The sequence below is a fragment of the Mesorhizobium sp. M6A.T.Cr.TU.014.01.1.1 genome (genome assembly GCF_004022765.1).
GTDB classification, from domain to species: Bacteria; Pseudomonadota; Alphaproteobacteria; order Rhizobiales; family Rhizobiaceae; genus Mesorhizobium; species Mesorhizobium mediterraneum.
The window spans coordinates 63,169-77,679 of record NZ_RZPG01000007.1 but is presented as its reverse complement, the minus strand read 5'-3'; the positions used below and the strand labels follow the sequence as shown (position 1 = coordinate 77,679).

Here is a 14,511-nt window from a genome sequence, read left to right as displayed (position 1 = left end):
CACGAAACCGTGGGTGGAAAGCAGCGCGCGCGTCGCTTATGAAGAGAGGATGTTCAGGCTCGCGCATATTTCCGATATCCATCTGGGACCGCTCCCCGGTGTAACCTATCGCGATCTCGCCTCCAAGCGCGTGGTCGGTTACGTCAACTGGCAGCGCAACCGCCGCCGCCACATGCGCGATGCCGTCATCGACACCATCGTCGCCGATATCAAGGCGAGCGCACCGGATCACCTTGCGGTCACCGGCGATCTGGTCAATCTGGCGCTCGACGGTGAGATCGAGATGGGCAAGCACTGGCTGGAGACGCTGGGTTCTCCCGATGATGTGTCGGTCGTTCCGGGAAACCACGACGCCTATGTGCCTGGCGCCTTCGACAAGGCCTGCCGGTCGTGGACGGCGTGGATGACCGGCGACGGCGTCAATACGCCGGTAGACCGCGACGCCTTTCCCTATCTGCGCGTGCGTGGCAACGTCGCGCTGATCGGTGTGACAACGGCGCGGGCCACGGCTCCGTTCATGGCCAACGGCTTCTTTCTGGAGGATCAGGCGGAAAGGCTGCGCGTAGTGCTCGATGCCACCGCCAAGCGCGGGCTGTTCCGGGTGATCATGATCCACCATCCGCCGGTGCGCGGCGCCGTTTCGCAGCCCAAGCGGCTGTTTGGCATTGCCCGCTTCCATAAGCTCGTTCAGCGGCACGGGGCCGAGCTTGTGCTGCACGGCCACTCGCACGAGCCGACGCTGTTCTTCATCGGCGGGCGCGGCGCCAAAATTCCGGTGGTCGGCGTCGCCGCCGCAGGGCAGGCGCCAGGCGGCAGGCACCCAGCGGCGCAATATAATCTGTTGGAGATCGATGGCGAAAAGGACAACTGGCGGATCAGGCTGACGCGACGCGGCCTGACCGGCCCGGCCATCCCGCCTTCCGATCTGGAGGTTCTGGAACTTGGCGCGAACGCTATGGCCTGAAGCTCAGTCCCATCGCAACGAGGCGGTCCCAGAACAACACGATCGATACAGCCAGTCCGACCAGGGCGCCGGCGGCGATCAGGCCGAGACCGGAGAGGAAGGCCGACCAACCCTTGCCGCGCCGGACGGATTGCAGCGGCGGCTCGGCTTCAGGGACCAAGGCACGTTTCAGGCCGGCGACAGCCTGCTCGACTCCGCCTTCCATCATTCTCTGGCGTTCGACGACACGCTCCGCGACGTAGCGCGTCACCTGATCGGCAACCGGTTTCATCTCGGTCGATTCGGCGAGCACCACGCGGCCGATGCGCGTATCCCTGAGGAAGCGATAGGTGCGGCGGTCGCGTCCCATGGCGACATGGCTGACGGCGTCGATCCACAGGCGCGGCTGCAGCCCGGACGAGACGGCGAAGTCGAAATTGTCCATGTCGGCGGGCACGTCGGCAAAGATGGGCGCGAGTTCGGCGGCAAGCAAATCGAGCCGCATACGATGCGCCTCGCGCATGTCGACCACGACGTCGTCGCGGTCGGCGAAGGCGTTCTTCACGTCGCGGATGGCATCGGACAGTTTTCGCGACTGATCGATCTGTGTGATGTTCTCGCCTGCGTCCTTCATCGGCGTTGCCTCGCGGGTTTGGTTAACATCGAATTAACACAGCCGTTGGCAAAATGCACTTGTGTGATCGATAGGCGTTTAAAGCGCGTCGCGTCTGAAAGGGTTCATGCGACGCGCATTAAAGTCCTGTTTTTATGCATGTCGTTATCCCAAAACCGCTACGCACTTTGGGCGACATGCATTGAGCGGCTTGCCGGACAAACCAGGCTTGAAGCCGCGCTTGGCAGAGACGGATCAGTTCGCCGCGGCGGCGGATTTAGGACGAAACGGCCTGCTGCGGCGTTTCATATTGCGGCGGACGATCTCGGCGATCAGGCCGGGCGCTTCCTCGATCAGCATATGGCCAGCCTCCAACACGTGGTGCAGGTGGAAATGCGTCGGCAGACCGTCTGCCTGGGTGAAGGGCAGCACCGCGTCATCTATCCCCCAAACCACCATCACCGGCATATCAAGCGTTTCGAGCCGTTCGCGCGGGATGACGCCCTGCCGATCGCCCCTGGTCATGGCTGCAGCGATGTCGACAAGTTTCTGCAACTGGCCGGGACGGGCACGCATTTCGCCAAGAACATCCACGATGCGCTCCGAGGGCAGGCTTTGCGGTCCGGACATGGCGGCGAGGCAGGCGCGGATTTCACTCTTGCCGGCAGCGGCGGCATAACGGCGCAACAGCGGCCCATTGATCTCAGTCCCAAAACCGCCCGGCGCCAGAAGCGTCAGTGACGCTATCCTTTCGGGTTCGGCCAATGCCATCAGCACTGCCGCCGCTCCGCCCATAGAATGGCCAACGAGATGCACCCTCTTAATTCTGCGCGCGGCGAGGTCCGCAAGAACGGCCTTAGCGGCCGCCTTGGCCGGACCGCCACCCGGGAAATCGAGTGATAGCCCATGGCCCGGAAGATCGTAGGCCAGCGTTCGTGAACCAAATGCCAGTGTCGAAATCACCTCGTGCCAGTCGTCGTGGCAGCCGCCGAAGCCATGCAGGAAGACAACTGTCCTCGGGCCGGCGCCCCGTTCGGCAGTGTAAAGGGATGAAATCATGAAAATTTATGGTTTTTATGCGAATCGCGAATTGTGGCTGGATTGCGCCTTGTCTAAGGCGATGGCCAGTAAAATTTTTGCGATCTGCCGTGCTATTTTCTAGCTGGCGTTGCCGAGCCCGGCGGCACGCAAGGCCTCGACCAGCCGATCGGTCAGATCGGCGGGGTATCGCCTCTCGACAAAGGTCGCGCGCGGATCGGCAGCGAATTTCGGGAATTTGACAGTCATCTGGTCCACGAGTTCGTGCGCCAGTTGATCGCGGCCGGCTGCCTTCGCGCCGATCAGCCGCGCAGCCAGATAGTGCGATTTCGTCGGCGTCGCTTGTAACGCCTCGCTGGCAAGCGCGGCCTTGTTCATATCGCCCGTCATGAACTGGCCGACGAAAAGCCCGTAGTCCCACCAGGTCGGATGGGCGCTGGAGGTTTCGGCGGCGTGCGCAAGGATCGGTGTTCCCTCCCTGTACCTACCGGCGAAAATCAGCCCATAGGCGTAAGCTGCCGCCATGCTGAGATCGTAAGGGTTGAGTTCGTAGGCCTTATGCATCCAGCGGATCGATTCCTCCGAATTGCCGAGGCGGGAATTGAGATAGCCATAGGCACGGTGCGCATACGGGCTGGTCGGCCCCATCTGCACGGCGCGACGGGCAAGCGACAGCGCCTGTTCGATCGTTGCACCGGCTGGATAGGCGTAGTGATCTGTCGCCGTCTCGAGATGCAGGGCCGCGAGTTCCGAATAGACGAGCGACGATTTCGCATCCCGATTGACCAGGTTTTCGAGACAGCGATAGGCAGCCTCATGGGTTTTGGCGCCCTGGTCGAGATAGTACTTGTCGTTGAGCAGCAGACATTCCGTCAGGCCGGTTTGAAGGCCGCTCTGTTCGATATAGTTGTAGATCGTGCCCGAGGCGGGAATGGCCGAACTCAAAATACCGGCGACACTGTCCTCGACGGTGGTGGGTGTGCTGTCGGCGGCAGTCAAATTGCGTGACAGCAGGACCCGTCCGGTCGCCACGCTTTGAAGCTCCAGGGTGACATCGCCTGCCGTTGGTCCCGGCAAGACATCGAATACGAAGCTGATTGCATCGGTGACCGGATCGGGCGGGCCGTCGGCGTCCCGACCGATGAAGTTGACCGTATCGAAGCCGCTGAGGCCGGCGCGCAGCGATGCCGCGACGCGGGCAGCCTCGGCGCTGTCGGCTTTCACTGCAATGTAGACGAGCGGAAGGGTTTCAATCGGAGCCCATGGCGCAATGCTGCCGGTTGCCACTGCGTTTTCGATCGTCGACGCGGTATCGCTTCCCGCCAGCAATGCGCCGCTTCCCTGACGAAGGATCAGCACTCCCAGCATGGCGATGACCAGAGCGATCGCCAACCAGAAGAACTGGAGATGGCGCAGCAGCGAGGGCGCCGGCTCGCGAACGACAGGGGACATCAACGATGCGGCACGAGCGGCCATACCTGGTTCTTCGAGCGATCCCGACAAGGTGGCCGCCGCCTCGGCGTGTTCCTCCGGCGCCGGCTCGACCGGCAGGCGGATCGCGTTGAGTTCATAGGATGGAACATAGCCGCCACGCGGAATGGCGATGCGGATCGGCTCGGCAACACCCTCATTGGCGAAGTAATGCTGCAGAAGCTCGCGGAGCCTGCCCGCCTGCACCCGCACGACGGCGTCGGTCGACGGATCGAAATCGCCGTCCTTGCCGAAAACATCCATCGCGATGGAAAAGCCCTTGAGCTTGTCGGCTTCGCCTGCCTGCTCGCGCTCGACCAGATAGCGAAGCAGTTTACGCGCTCGCTCGGATCGTCCGAACGTTTCGCTGGCTAGCAATCGTTCCAACGTCTCGCGCACTGCGGGGGCGGCAGGCGTGGCATGCTGCAAGTGTCGATCCTTTCGAAGTCGGCACAGGTTAAGACGCAATCATATAGAGCCTGCACTGCCATACAAGCATGCATCCATTATGCGATCGCGTACCCCACCGGATAATTCTCCGGTGGTTAATGGTGCGAAAGACCGGAGCAAGATGATACCATCTTGGTTCATCTTGCTCCAGCTGTGAGCTTTCGACGCTTGTCTAGTCGACCTTTCGGCCGATGATGCGGTTGGCGGCGGAAACCACGGCTTCCAGCGAAGCGGCCACGATGTTGGTGTTGATGCCGGCGCCGAACAGCTTGCCGTCGGGGTGCTCCATCTCGACATAGGAGATGGCCGAGGCATTCGAGCCGCGCTGCATGGAGTGCTCCGAATAGTCGAGCACCGACATCGGCACGCCGACATGGCGCGACAGCGCGTCGACGAAGCCGTCGATCGGCCCAGTCCCGGAGCCTGATATCGTCACCTCCTTGCCGCTGTCGAGGATGACCGCCTCTACCGCACGCCGGCCCTTGGTCTCGATGTCCGGATAGGTGTGGTGGTCGAGGAACTTCAGCCGCGCGCCGGGCTGGTCGACATAGGTGTCGAGAAAGCGCTCGTAGATGCGCTTGACCGGCACCTCCTTGCCTTCGGCGTCGGTGATCGCCTGGATCGCCTGGCTGAACTCGATCTGCAGGTTGCGCGGCAGGTTGAGGCCGTAGTCCGCCTGCAGCACATAGGCTATGCCGCCCTTGCCGGACTGCGAGTTGATGCGGATGATCGCCTCGTAGTTGCGCCCGACATCGGCCGGGTCGATGGGCAGATAGGGGACTTCCCAGTACGGCGTGTTGGCCTTGCGCAACGCCTTCATGCCCTTGTTGATGGCATCCTGGTGCGAGCCGGAAAACGCCGTGTAGACGAGCTCGCCGACATAGGGATGACGCTCTGGGATCTTCAACTGGTTCGAATATTCGTAGACGTCCTTCATCCGGTTGATGTCGGAGCAATCGAGCTTGGGATCGACGCCTTGCGTGTACATGTTGAGCGCCAGGGTGACGATGTCGACATTGCCGGTGCGCTCGCCATTGCCGAACAGCGTGCCTTCGACGCGATCCGCGCCCGCCATCAGGCCGAGTTCTGTGGTGGCGACGCCGGTGCCGCGGTCGTTGTGCGGATGCAGCGAAATGAGCAGGTTCTCGCGGTTGTCGAGGTTGCGACACATCCATTCGATACGATCGGCATAGATGTTGGGTGTCGACATCTCGACCGTGGACGGCAGGTTGATGATCAGCTTGTTTTCTGCCGTCGGCTTCACGATCTCGGTGACGGCGTTGCAGATTTCCAGCGCCACTTCGAGCTCGGTGCCGGTAAAACTCTCCGGCGAATATTCGAAACGGTAGCCGCCGCCAGCCTTGGCCGCCATGTCGGTGATCATCTTGGCCGCATCAGTGGCGATCCGCCTGATGCCGGCGACGTCCTTCTCGAAGACGACGCGGCGCTGCAATTCGCTGGTCGAATTGTAGAAATGCACGATCGGGTTGGTGGCGCCCTGCAGCGCCTCGAAGGTGCGGGTGATCAGTTCCGGCCGGCACTGCACCAGCACCTGCAGCGAGACGTCGGCTGATACATTGCCCTCTTCGATGCACCAGCGGGCAAAATCGAAATCGGTCTGCGAGGCCGACGGGAAGCCGATCTCGATTTCCTTGAAGCTCATGTCGAGGAGCAGGGCGAACATGCGCGCCTTGCGCTCGTGGCCCATCGGGTCGATCAGTGCCTGATTGCCGTCGCGCAGGTCGACCGAGCACCAGATCGGCGCCTTGTCGATGACCTTCGACGGCCAAATCCGGTCGGTGAGGCCGACGGTCGGGTAAGGTTGGTATTTCCGGGCTGCCTCTGGCATGCCCCGGGCTGCCTCTGGCATGGCCTTTGCGGCACCCTTGCCGACCTCCCCACTATCTGCGTGGATTTCTTCTCGTGCGTTCATTGTCGTCTCTCCCGGCGGCTCGCGGGATCCGCCTTCAGACGGATTTGGTGCCGAGCGGCGCCTTTATCAGATGTTCATTCGCTTGATGTGACTTGCCAATTTTGAGACTGGCCAAGGAGCGTGCGCGTGAGCGGCGGTTCGACCGCCGGGCGCTCCTTCAGCGAACCCGGCGATCGCCGATAAGGCCGAGAAGCAGCAGGGTGGAAGCAAGCGCGCGCACGGTCTCGCCGGCAAGGCCGGTCTGACGAGAAGCGACGGAGGTGGCGCGGATAGTCATGGCGGTTTTCATACAGGAGCGACCGAAGAGAGGCAAGTGGCTGTCGTCCTGGCGCGCTCCGCCGTGGCCAAAGAGATCACGGCGTGCTGCCTGCGTGTCCAAGGCGGACGTTTCGCCGTCAACATGCGCCGAGGCCGAGGTCGATGGCTCCGAGACCGGAATCCGCTCGCCACGGGGGAGAACATCGGCATTACCTGGCTTTATCGGCACGGGCGCGAGGCCAGCACTGCAGGACTGCGCCGGCGACGACGGACATCAAAAGCGATAGCGCAAGCTGGCGAACAGCGAGCGGCCCTCGTCGCGATAGCAATAGCCGGCCGAGCAGATGGTCCTCTGATTATCGAACAGGTTCTTGGCGTTGACCTGCAGCTTCACGCCTTCGAGGTCGGGATTGCGGTAGCCGAAATCATAGGAGAGGGAGGCGTCGACGAAGGCGCGCGCCTCGTTCTTGAAAGTGTTGGTGTCATCGCCGTAGCTGCTGCTGGCGACGCGAACGCCCGTGCCCAGCCCCAGGCCCTCCAGCGTGCCGTTCTCGAACTGGTAGTGTCCCCAGAGCGACAGGATGTGATTTGGCGTCGCCGACAGTTCCTTGCCCACGGTTCCCTCGGCGCCGCGTTCGATTTTCACGCGCAGATAGGTGTAAGAGGCGATGACGCTGAAGCCGTTGTCGAGCGAGGCATTGGCTTCCAGTTCGATGCCGCGCGAATTCAGGTCGAGCTGACGCTGCTTGTTGATACCGGTCGAGGCATCGAACACGACGCCATCCTTCTGGTCGATGTCGAACAGGGCGGCGCTGATGGTCGCGTTGTAATCCGGAATCTCGTATTTGACGCCGATTTCCTTCTGCGTCGCTTTGGTCGGGCGGGCGACGCGGGTGATGTCGCTGTTGACGTCATCATAGACGAAACCGATGTTAGGCGAGAACGACGTCGAATAGTTGACATAGGGCGTGATGCCCCATTCCGTCTGGTAGGACAGGGCAAGCCGGCCGGAGAAGGCGCTGTCATCCTGCTTGGACTTGGTGAAGTCGGCGGCGGTGGAAGTGGTGTCGACCCAGTCGTAACGACCGCTGGCGAACAGGGTGAAATCGTTCCACTCCATCTGGTCCTGCAAATAGACGCCGACCTGGTTCATCTCCTGCCCGCCGACGTAGGGGACCGGAGCGGCCTTGATGTCGTCGATGGAAACGTAGGACAACCCGCTGCCGGCATCATAGTCCGACCAGGCGTAGTCGATGCCGGCTATCGCAGTGTGCTTGACCGGCCCGATGTCGAACTCGAACTGCGCCATGTTGTCGACGACGAAGTTCCTCATGTCCTCGGTATAGTGGCCCCAGTAGCGCTGCAGCGGCTGATCCGGGCCGATCGAATAATTGCCGCTGTATTCGATGTCCGCGTCGACAGCGTTGTAGCGCAGGTTCTGCCGAACCGTCAGCACGTCGTTGAAACGGTGCTCGAACTCGTAGCCGATGCGGCCCTGGGTCTGGTCGAAGTCGTTCCAGGCGGGATCGCCCTCGTAGACGTCCGACAGGTTGCCATAGGTCGGATTGTAGAACGCAGCCGTGCCACCGGTGACGGATTTCGAATATTCACCGAGAATAGTGAGTTTGGTGTCCTCGTCCGGCTTGAAAGTGATCGCAGGCGCCAGGTAGATCTTGTCGTCGGAGTAGCCGGGCAGGTCGGTATCGCTTTTGCGGCCGAGGCTGGTGAAGCGGTACAGAATGCTGCCGTCCTCGTTCACCGGCCCGGATGCGTCAAGCCCGGCCTGGAAGCGATTATGCTCGCCCATAAGCATTTCGACTTCGCGGTACTGCTCCTCCTTGGGACGTTTGGTGACGACATTGACGATGCCGCCCGGACCGCTGACGCCATAAAGGGAAGATGCGGGACCTTTCAGGATGGTGACGCCTTCGATGCCGTAAGGCTCCGTCTTGAACCATGCCGATGGCCCATTGTACTGGCGCAGCCCATCGCGAAACATGCCGTTATAGAAGGCTTGGAAGCCACGCAGGAAGAAGGCGTCATAACGGGTGTCGAAGCCGAAGCTGTTGGGGTTGGCGCTGGCTGTATAGCCGAGCGATTCGTTCAGCGTGCGCGGCTTCTGGTCCTCGATCTGCTTCTGCGTCACCACCGAAACGGCCTGCGGAATCCTGACGATCGGCGTGTCGGTCTTGGTGCCGATGCGGTCCTTCTTGGCGACATAGCCATCCTGCAGCAGAATCTCGTCGCTCTCGGCGTCCACCAATATTTTATCGAGGACGGTGATGTTTCCGCCGTCCTGAGCGCGAGCCGGCCCGAACTGGCTGAGCATCGCAGCGCTGCCCAGCAATGATATCCCCAAGCGCCATGTCGTCGGTCGCGTCCGCATCAACTCGTCTCCACTGTTCGGTACAGGATTGCGGTCCCGCGCTCTCAAATTTGAGTATTTTAGTCAAGTATTTTTTGCGGCTCGCGCTCGGGCTGGCCGGTGCTGTCGCCGGGTCGCAAAAACTCGTCCGGTTTCGGTGAAGCCGACTACGAATACCGGGGAAGACGCGGCAGGTCCTTATTCCCTCAGACTTCGCGCCACCAGCCGCGCCAGGCTCGGTCCGATCAGCAGCACGACGAGGAAGCGGGCCGATTGCAGCGCCATGACGAAGGAGATGTCGACGTGCTGTGCGGCGGCGGCGATGATGGCGACGCTGTCCATGCCGCCGGGGCTGGTCGCCAGGTAGGCGGTCAGCGGATCGATGCCGAGCACATGGCTGATCATGAAGCCGAGGCCGCCACAGAAGGCGATGAGAATGATGATCGAGCCAACGATCTGCGGCAGCGCCCGCGTCGCGTGCCGCAGAATCGCCCTGGTGAAATTCAGGCCGATGGTCCAGCCGATCATCGTATAGCCGAGGGCGAGCAGCCAGGGCGGCAACTGCATCGTCACGCCTAATCCTAGATGCACCGCGGTGCCGAAAACGAAGGTGCCGAGGAAGAAGGGTGACGGCAGCCTGAGCAGCTTTCCGATGAGGCTGCCGACGAGCGCCACGCCAAGTGTCGCGGCAAAGGCCATTGGATCAATCGGCGGGAACCAGATGATGGCCGGGATCTCGATGCCCGATGTGTCGACCCACATCTTTGCGACAATCGCCGCAGTCATCGAGACGAAGATGACGCGCAGATATTGCATGAAGGCGACGAGGCGCTGGTCGGCTCCGAAGGCGCCGGCCATCAGCACCATGGCAGTGGCCGCGCCCGGCGATGAGCCCCAGACCGCGGTGGTGCCGGGCAGGATACGCCAGCGGCTGATCAGCCAGCCGAGCAGGCTGGATGCCGCGACGGTCGCCACCACGGTGCCGAGGAACAGCGGCCATTCCTTGTAGAAGACCGGGAAGATGTCGGCGGAGATCGAGCCGGCGACAAGGCAGCCGATGATCGCCTGGGCGGCGCCGAACGAAGGGCGCGGCACACGCACCGTGGCGCCGTTGGTGCCGGCCAGGATCGCCGCCAGCATCGGCCCGATCAGCAGCGCCGCCGGCAAGGCGGCGAATTCCAGCGCACCGGCAAAGAGGATCGAGAAGATCAGGAGGGCCAGCCACTGCCAGGCTTTGGGCATCCGCGCCATGCGTTCGACGGTCGGCTGGTCTGGCAGGGAATCCATTTTTCGGTCTTAGACCTGAAGCGGGGAGATGCGAACCCCGCGATGGCGAAAAATGCGTCCGCTCTCAGGCGTCAGGCGGTTTTGACGGCGGGCAGGCCGAAGCCGCCTACGGGCTGGGTTTCGACCTGGAACTCGAAGCCGGCGATGATCGGCCGCGCCTTGGCGATCGCTGCCTGGACTTCCGGCAGTTGCAGCGAAGCCTTGTGGCTTGCCTGGTCGGTCCACACCTCGGTCACCCAGATTGCGTCGGCATCGGCCGGATCGGTGGCGATGATGTAGCTCAGGCAGCCCGGCATGGAGCCGGTGCTGGCAAGCAGAACGTCCATCATTGCGTCGCGCTGGCCGCGCGTCGCCCGCATCTTGCCGATCAGACCGTACATTGCAGATTCTCCGTTGGCTTCCGCGACAAGTATGCAGGTCGCCGCTCACGGCATCAACTGGCCACCATTCACCTCGATCACCTGGCCGGTGATGTAACCGCTCAACAGAGCGGACGAGAGGAACAGATAGGCGCCGACGCAGTCCTCGGGCGTGCCGGCGCGGCCCTGTGGAATGGTGGCCACCATGCCCTTCATTTGCTCGTCGGTCGAATAGCGCTCATGGAAAGGCGTCGCGATGGTGCCCGGAGCCACCGCGTTGACGCGGACGTTGAAGCCGATCAGTTCCTTGGCCATGCCGCGAGTCACATTGGAGACGAAGGCCTTGGCCGATCCGTAAAGGCCGGCGCCGCCGCCGGCGCCATTGCGCGCGGCGATCGACGAGGTGTTGACGATGAAGCCGCCCTGGCGCTTCAGCCATGGCATCGCCTTGCGCGAGGCAGTCAGCACGGAGCGCGCGTTGAGGTCCATCACCGCGTCGTAATGCGCTTCGGTCAGCTCGGCATAAGGCACGCGGCCGAGCATGCCGCCGGCATTGTTGACGAGGCCATCGAGCCGGCCGAAGTGTTGCGCGCTGTCCTCGACGACGCGCTCGACATCGGCGGGGATCGAGAAATCGGCCTGGACGAGGAATACTTCGCCGCCGCCGTTGCGGATGGTCCCGGCCAGGTTTTCGGCAGCCGCCCGACTTGAATTGTAATGCAGCGCCACACGACATTTCTGCGCGGCATAAGCCAGTGCAAGTGCGGCCCCGATGCCTGTCGAAGCGCCGGTGATCAGCACCGCCTTGCCGGCGAGGTCGGGGATGACCAGGGCGGGGGTGACAAGGCTGGTTGTGGTGGCTGGCACGTCTATTCCTCCGGGCGAGTATCTACTCTTCGTAGGGCCTGGCCGCCCTGATGTTCAAGTCCGTAGAGGCTCACGGCCGCAAATAGGCGTAGCCTTGGCGCTGCAATTCGGCGAGCTTGACGACGCCGCCGGTCTCGGCGGCATAGAAGCCATCGAGCAGATCGGTGAGCGCAACATCCATGCCGTGCATTGTGTTGGCGCAAGCATGCGGGGTCAGCCCGTCGCGAACGAGGCCGGAAAAACGGCTGGCAATGCCAGCCGACGCGCTCTTCGACTTGAAAGCCGCGAGTGCCGGTCCATGCACGACCAGCACGATGTCGACCTTGCCGCCGGTGCCGTCATAGTGGTTCTTGATGTTGCCCAGCACAAAACCGACCTTGTCGAGATCGCTGAGGTGGTAGGCGACCTTTTGCCTTTCCTCTTCCACAGCCGCCGCTTCGACCTGGCGCAGCCCGAAAAGGCCAGCGGCTCCGGCAAGGCCTACGCGGAAAATATCGCGGCGTCGCATGGCTTCATCCTCCTGTGCCGGCCCCGCAAATTGCGTGGCTTCGGCCCCGATCCTAGCATAAGTTGAAGCCACGTCCTGTCGGGCGAGGAGGGGCACATGACCTCGAAGACCACTAAGGGCGCCGGACTTGGTGTCGCCTTGCTTGCCGCACTTGCCGGCACGGCCCTTGCCGACGACAAGCTTACCGAACTCAGCCAGGACGGCAAGGATGCCTGTTTCGGGCGCGTCTACGATGCCGCGCATCTCAAGGCGCATCCGAACCAGAAGGTGGCACGGATCTTCTTCTACTATGGCAGCTATCCGGTTAGCCATCCGAACGAGGAGCCGAGTAGCGGTCCGTCCGGCTACAACGGCTTCGTGGCCACGACGGTGCGCGGCGCCAAGAAGCCCGAGTGGGTCGGCGGTTGGTGCGGCAAGGACGATCCGCAGTCGAGCGAGATCCGTTGCGGCATGGAATGCGACCGCACCATGGCCTCGCTCAACCTCGATGAAAAAGGCCGGCTGATCATCTCCGGCGTGCAGCGCAACCTTTATCTCGATGCCGGCGCCGAGGATGAACTTGGCGAAAAGGAGTTTACCAGGCAGGCACTCGGCACAGAAGACGACGGCTTTCGGCTCGACCCCATGCCGGCGCAGACCTGCAAGGTCGAATTCGCGCGCATCGATCCGATCGACCCCGCACTGGGAGCACCGCTGCGTGAGCGGCTGAAGCCGGACCAGCCCTTCTGCTACGGGCGCGACTACGATGCCGCGCATCTTGGCTCGCATCCCGCTCAGTCTACCCAGACTATCCGGGTTTTCCGAGGCCCGATCGAGCTGGCCTCCTTCGCTATGGATGGCGATCCGGCAAGCTGGCCTGATGGTGCCGACATTGCCGTTTCCGTCACCACGCGCCACAAGGCTGCCAAGGTCACGCAGAGCTACAGTTGTGAAGGGGAAGCGGACCAGTGGCGCTGTGTGGCGAGCGCGAAGACGAGCGACTTTTCCTGCGACATCGCGGCCAGGGAGATTTATCTGCGCCGCGGCGCCAACGGCACGATGATGCTGGCCAATCCCAACAGCAGCCTGCCGATCGTCGACCTATGCTCGAAGGCGGCCGAAGGCGAGACCGCATCCGACGACAAGGTCTACCGGCTCGAGCCGATGCCGCAATCTGCCTGCACGCCTTGATTAGGGGTCCGTTTCTCGGTTTGGGGATTGGCGGGATATGACGAGGACCTGGATGCAATCAGGATCAGACCAAAACCGCCATCGTCGCGCGGGTGGCTCAAGCAACACGCAATTGCCTTTAGCGTCGACGGCTACACAGCCCAGGCCGCAGTATTGAGCAGTATTGAGATGTCCACATTGCTTGCCGTGCCTAAAAAAGAGCCGCTCGTCCTCTTCTACACGACTTTTTTCAGCAAGCCCGTCGACGTCGCGTCTATTCAATGCGATCTGCCGGGCGAATTTACCCTAGACAAGCGTAGAATTGCTGAAGCGACAGCGGTCGTCTTCCACATTCCGAACTTCCGCGAAATTGGTGACGCATGGCGATATCCGGGCCAGTACTGGATAGCCTGGTATATGGAAGCCCGCTCAAACTACAAAATCATAAAGGACCAGAAACTCATGCGGCACTTCGACTTCACGATGTCGCACGAGCGCAGCTCTGAGATTTGGTGCCCCTATTTGCCCAATTCCCGGTGGTGGGACGCGGTGCGCGCAAAGCCTATAGGCGCCAAGACAGAAGCGGCTCCGGTGGTAGCCTTCCAATCGGCGCCCTTGAACTATAGCGGCCGGCTCGATCTCTTGAAGAGCCTAGCCGAACACATCAAGATAGATTCATACGGTCGGTATTTCCGCAACAGTACAGTCGAAGGCCCCGATCGCGGCCGCAAGACGAAGATCGAGACAGTCTCCCGCTACAAATTCTGCCTCGCATTGGAGAACTCGACCGAGACCGACTACGTCACCGAAAAGCTGTTCGATGCCTTCGAAGCCGGATCAGTGCCGATCTATCTGGGCACATCGAACGTGCACGAATTCGCCCCGCCCGGCTCCTACATCAACGCTGCAGACTTCAGCAGCTATGCAGAGCTGGCAGCATATCTGAAATACCTCATCGTGACGCCCGAGGCATACGAGGCATACTTTGCCTGGCGCTCGAAACCATTACCTGACGAACTCGCCCGCCTCGTGCAGGATCGCGACCCCCCGGTGTTTTATCGACTGATGCAATTCGTGCATCAGGTGACCGACGAGCGCGGTCAGGAACGGCCCGCCGGCCGGCCGACATTGCCTTTTGGTCCGCGAGCCTACATCAGCACGCGGCTGCGAAAGTGGAGGAAGAGAGTGCCTAGCTGAGCCTGAATTAGGGCGGAACGAACGCAAAGCGGAGCGCAGGCCCGGGATGAGGAAGGGATGGATGTGCGACCAAT

General features: G+C 62.0%; 12 protein-coding genes. 3 read left to right on the top strand and 9 right to left on the bottom strand.

Annotated elements, in window-relative coordinates:
• Window positions 1-49: 49 nt before the first annotated feature.
• Window positions 50-964 carry a metallophosphoesterase gene (locus tag EN885_RS10025; protein ID WP_127204895.1) on the top strand — a complete coding sequence of 305 codons (915 nt, stop codon included), beginning with the start codon at window positions 50-52 and terminating at the stop codon, window positions 962-964.
• On the opposite strand, the gene EN885_RS10020 is transcribed toward EN885_RS10025, so the two are convergent.
• The 9 genes from EN885_RS10020 to EN885_RS09970 form a co-directional block, all read right to left on the bottom strand.
• The gene (locus EN885_RS10020) at window positions 954-1,577 is read right to left on the bottom strand and encodes a hypothetical protein (protein ID WP_095484170.1); all 624 of its coding nucleotides are present in this window, start codon (window positions 1,575-1,577) and stop codon (window positions 954-956) included. The genes EN885_RS10025 and EN885_RS10020 overlap by 11 nt on opposite strands.
• Before the next feature lie 234 nt (window positions 1,578-1,811).
• Complete coding sequence (locus tag EN885_RS10015; protein ID WP_126105215.1) at window positions 1,812-2,615, bottom strand: alpha/beta fold hydrolase; 804 nt, start codon at window positions 2,613-2,615, stop codon at window positions 1,812-1,814.
• A 99-nt stretch (window positions 2,616-2,714) separates the two neighbouring features.
• Window positions 2,715-4,493, bottom strand: coding sequence for a hypothetical protein (locus EN885_RS10010; protein ID WP_128241899.1), 1,779 nt, complete (start codon window positions 4,491-4,493; stop codon window positions 2,715-2,717).
• A 193-nt stretch (window positions 4,494-4,686) separates the two neighbouring features.
• Window positions 4,687-6,363, bottom strand: coding sequence for a 2-isopropylmalate synthase (gene leuA, locus EN885_RS10005; protein WP_164547289.1), 1,677 nt, complete (start codon window positions 6,361-6,363; stop codon window positions 4,687-4,689).
• Window positions 6,364-6,979: 616 nt separating this feature from the next.
• Window positions 6,980-9,091: a TonB-dependent siderophore receptor gene (locus EN885_RS09990; protein WP_128241901.1), complete on the bottom strand. Its 2,112-nt coding sequence runs from the start codon at window positions 9,089-9,091 to the stop codon at window positions 6,980-6,982.
• A gap of 177 nt (window positions 9,092-9,268) precedes the next feature.
• Window positions 9,269-10,357 (bottom strand): AbrB family transcriptional regulator, encoded by a 1,089-nt coding sequence (locus tag EN885_RS09985; RefSeq protein WP_126105219.1) that lies wholly within the window; start codon window positions 10,355-10,357, stop codon window positions 9,269-9,271.
• A 71-nt stretch (window positions 10,358-10,428) separates the two neighbouring features.
• Window positions 10,429-10,737 (bottom strand): putative quinol monooxygenase, encoded by a 309-nt coding sequence (locus EN885_RS09980; RefSeq protein WP_095484177.1) that lies wholly within the window; start codon window positions 10,735-10,737, stop codon window positions 10,429-10,431.
• Window positions 10,738-10,782: 45 nt separating this feature from the next.
• Complete coding sequence (locus EN885_RS09975) at window positions 10,783-11,583, bottom strand: SDR family oxidoreductase (RefSeq protein ID WP_095484178.1); 801 nt, start codon at window positions 11,581-11,583, stop codon at window positions 10,783-10,785.
• A gap of 70 nt (window positions 11,584-11,653) precedes the next feature.
• Window positions 11,654-12,091, bottom strand: a complete 438-nt coding sequence (locus EN885_RS09970; RefSeq protein ID WP_126105220.1) for a DsrE family protein — start codon at window positions 12,089-12,091, stop codon at window positions 11,654-11,656.
• A 96-nt stretch (window positions 12,092-12,187) separates the two neighbouring features.
• Here EN885_RS09970 and EN885_RS09965 point away from each other — a divergent pair, with 96 nt between their 5' ends.
• Both EN885_RS09965 and EN885_RS09960 read left to right on the top strand, forming a co-directional pair.
• Window positions 12,188-13,261 carry a hypothetical protein gene (locus EN885_RS09965; protein WP_128241902.1) on the top strand — a complete coding sequence of 358 codons (1,074 nt, stop codon included), beginning with the start codon at window positions 12,188-12,190 and terminating at the stop codon, window positions 13,259-13,261.
• A gap of 27 nt (window positions 13,262-13,288) precedes the next feature.
• Window positions 13,289-14,437, top strand: coding sequence for a glycosyltransferase family 10 (locus EN885_RS09960; protein WP_245457948.1), 1,149 nt, complete (start codon window positions 13,289-13,291; stop codon window positions 14,435-14,437).
• Window positions 14,438-14,511 lie beyond the last annotated feature (74 nt).

Coding starts and splice junctions, on each gene's coding strand:
- leuA (WP_164547289.1), bottom strand. CDS start 6,363: ATGCCAGAGGCAGCCCGGAAATACCAACCTTACCCGACCGTCGGCCTC.
- EN885_RS10015 (WP_126105215.1), bottom strand. CDS start 2,615: ATGATTTCATCCCTTTACACTGCCGAACGGGGCGCCGGCCCGAGGACA.
- EN885_RS09990 (WP_128241901.1), bottom strand. CDS start 9,091: ATGCGGACGCGACCGACGACATGGCGCTTGGGGATATCATTGCTGGGC.
- EN885_RS09965 (WP_128241902.1), top strand. CDS start 12,188: ATGACCTCGAAGACCACTAAGGGCGCCGGACTTGGTGTCGCCTTGCTT.
- EN885_RS10025 (WP_127204895.1), top strand. CDS start 50: ATGTTCAGGCTCGCGCATATTTCCGATATCCATCTGGGACCGCTCCCC.
- EN885_RS09980 (WP_095484177.1), bottom strand. CDS start 10,737: ATGTACGGTCTGATCGGCAAGATGCGGGCGACGCGCGGCCAGCGCGAC.
- EN885_RS09970 (WP_126105220.1), bottom strand. CDS start 12,091: ATGCGACGCCGCGATATTTTCCGCGTAGGCCTTGCCGGAGCCGCTGGC.
- EN885_RS10020 (WP_095484170.1), bottom strand. CDS start 1,577: ATGAAGGACGCAGGCGAGAACATCACACAGATCGATCAGTCGCGAAAA.
- EN885_RS09985 (WP_126105219.1), bottom strand. CDS start 10,357: ATGGATTCCCTGCCAGACCAGCCGACCGTCGAACGCATGGCGCGGATG.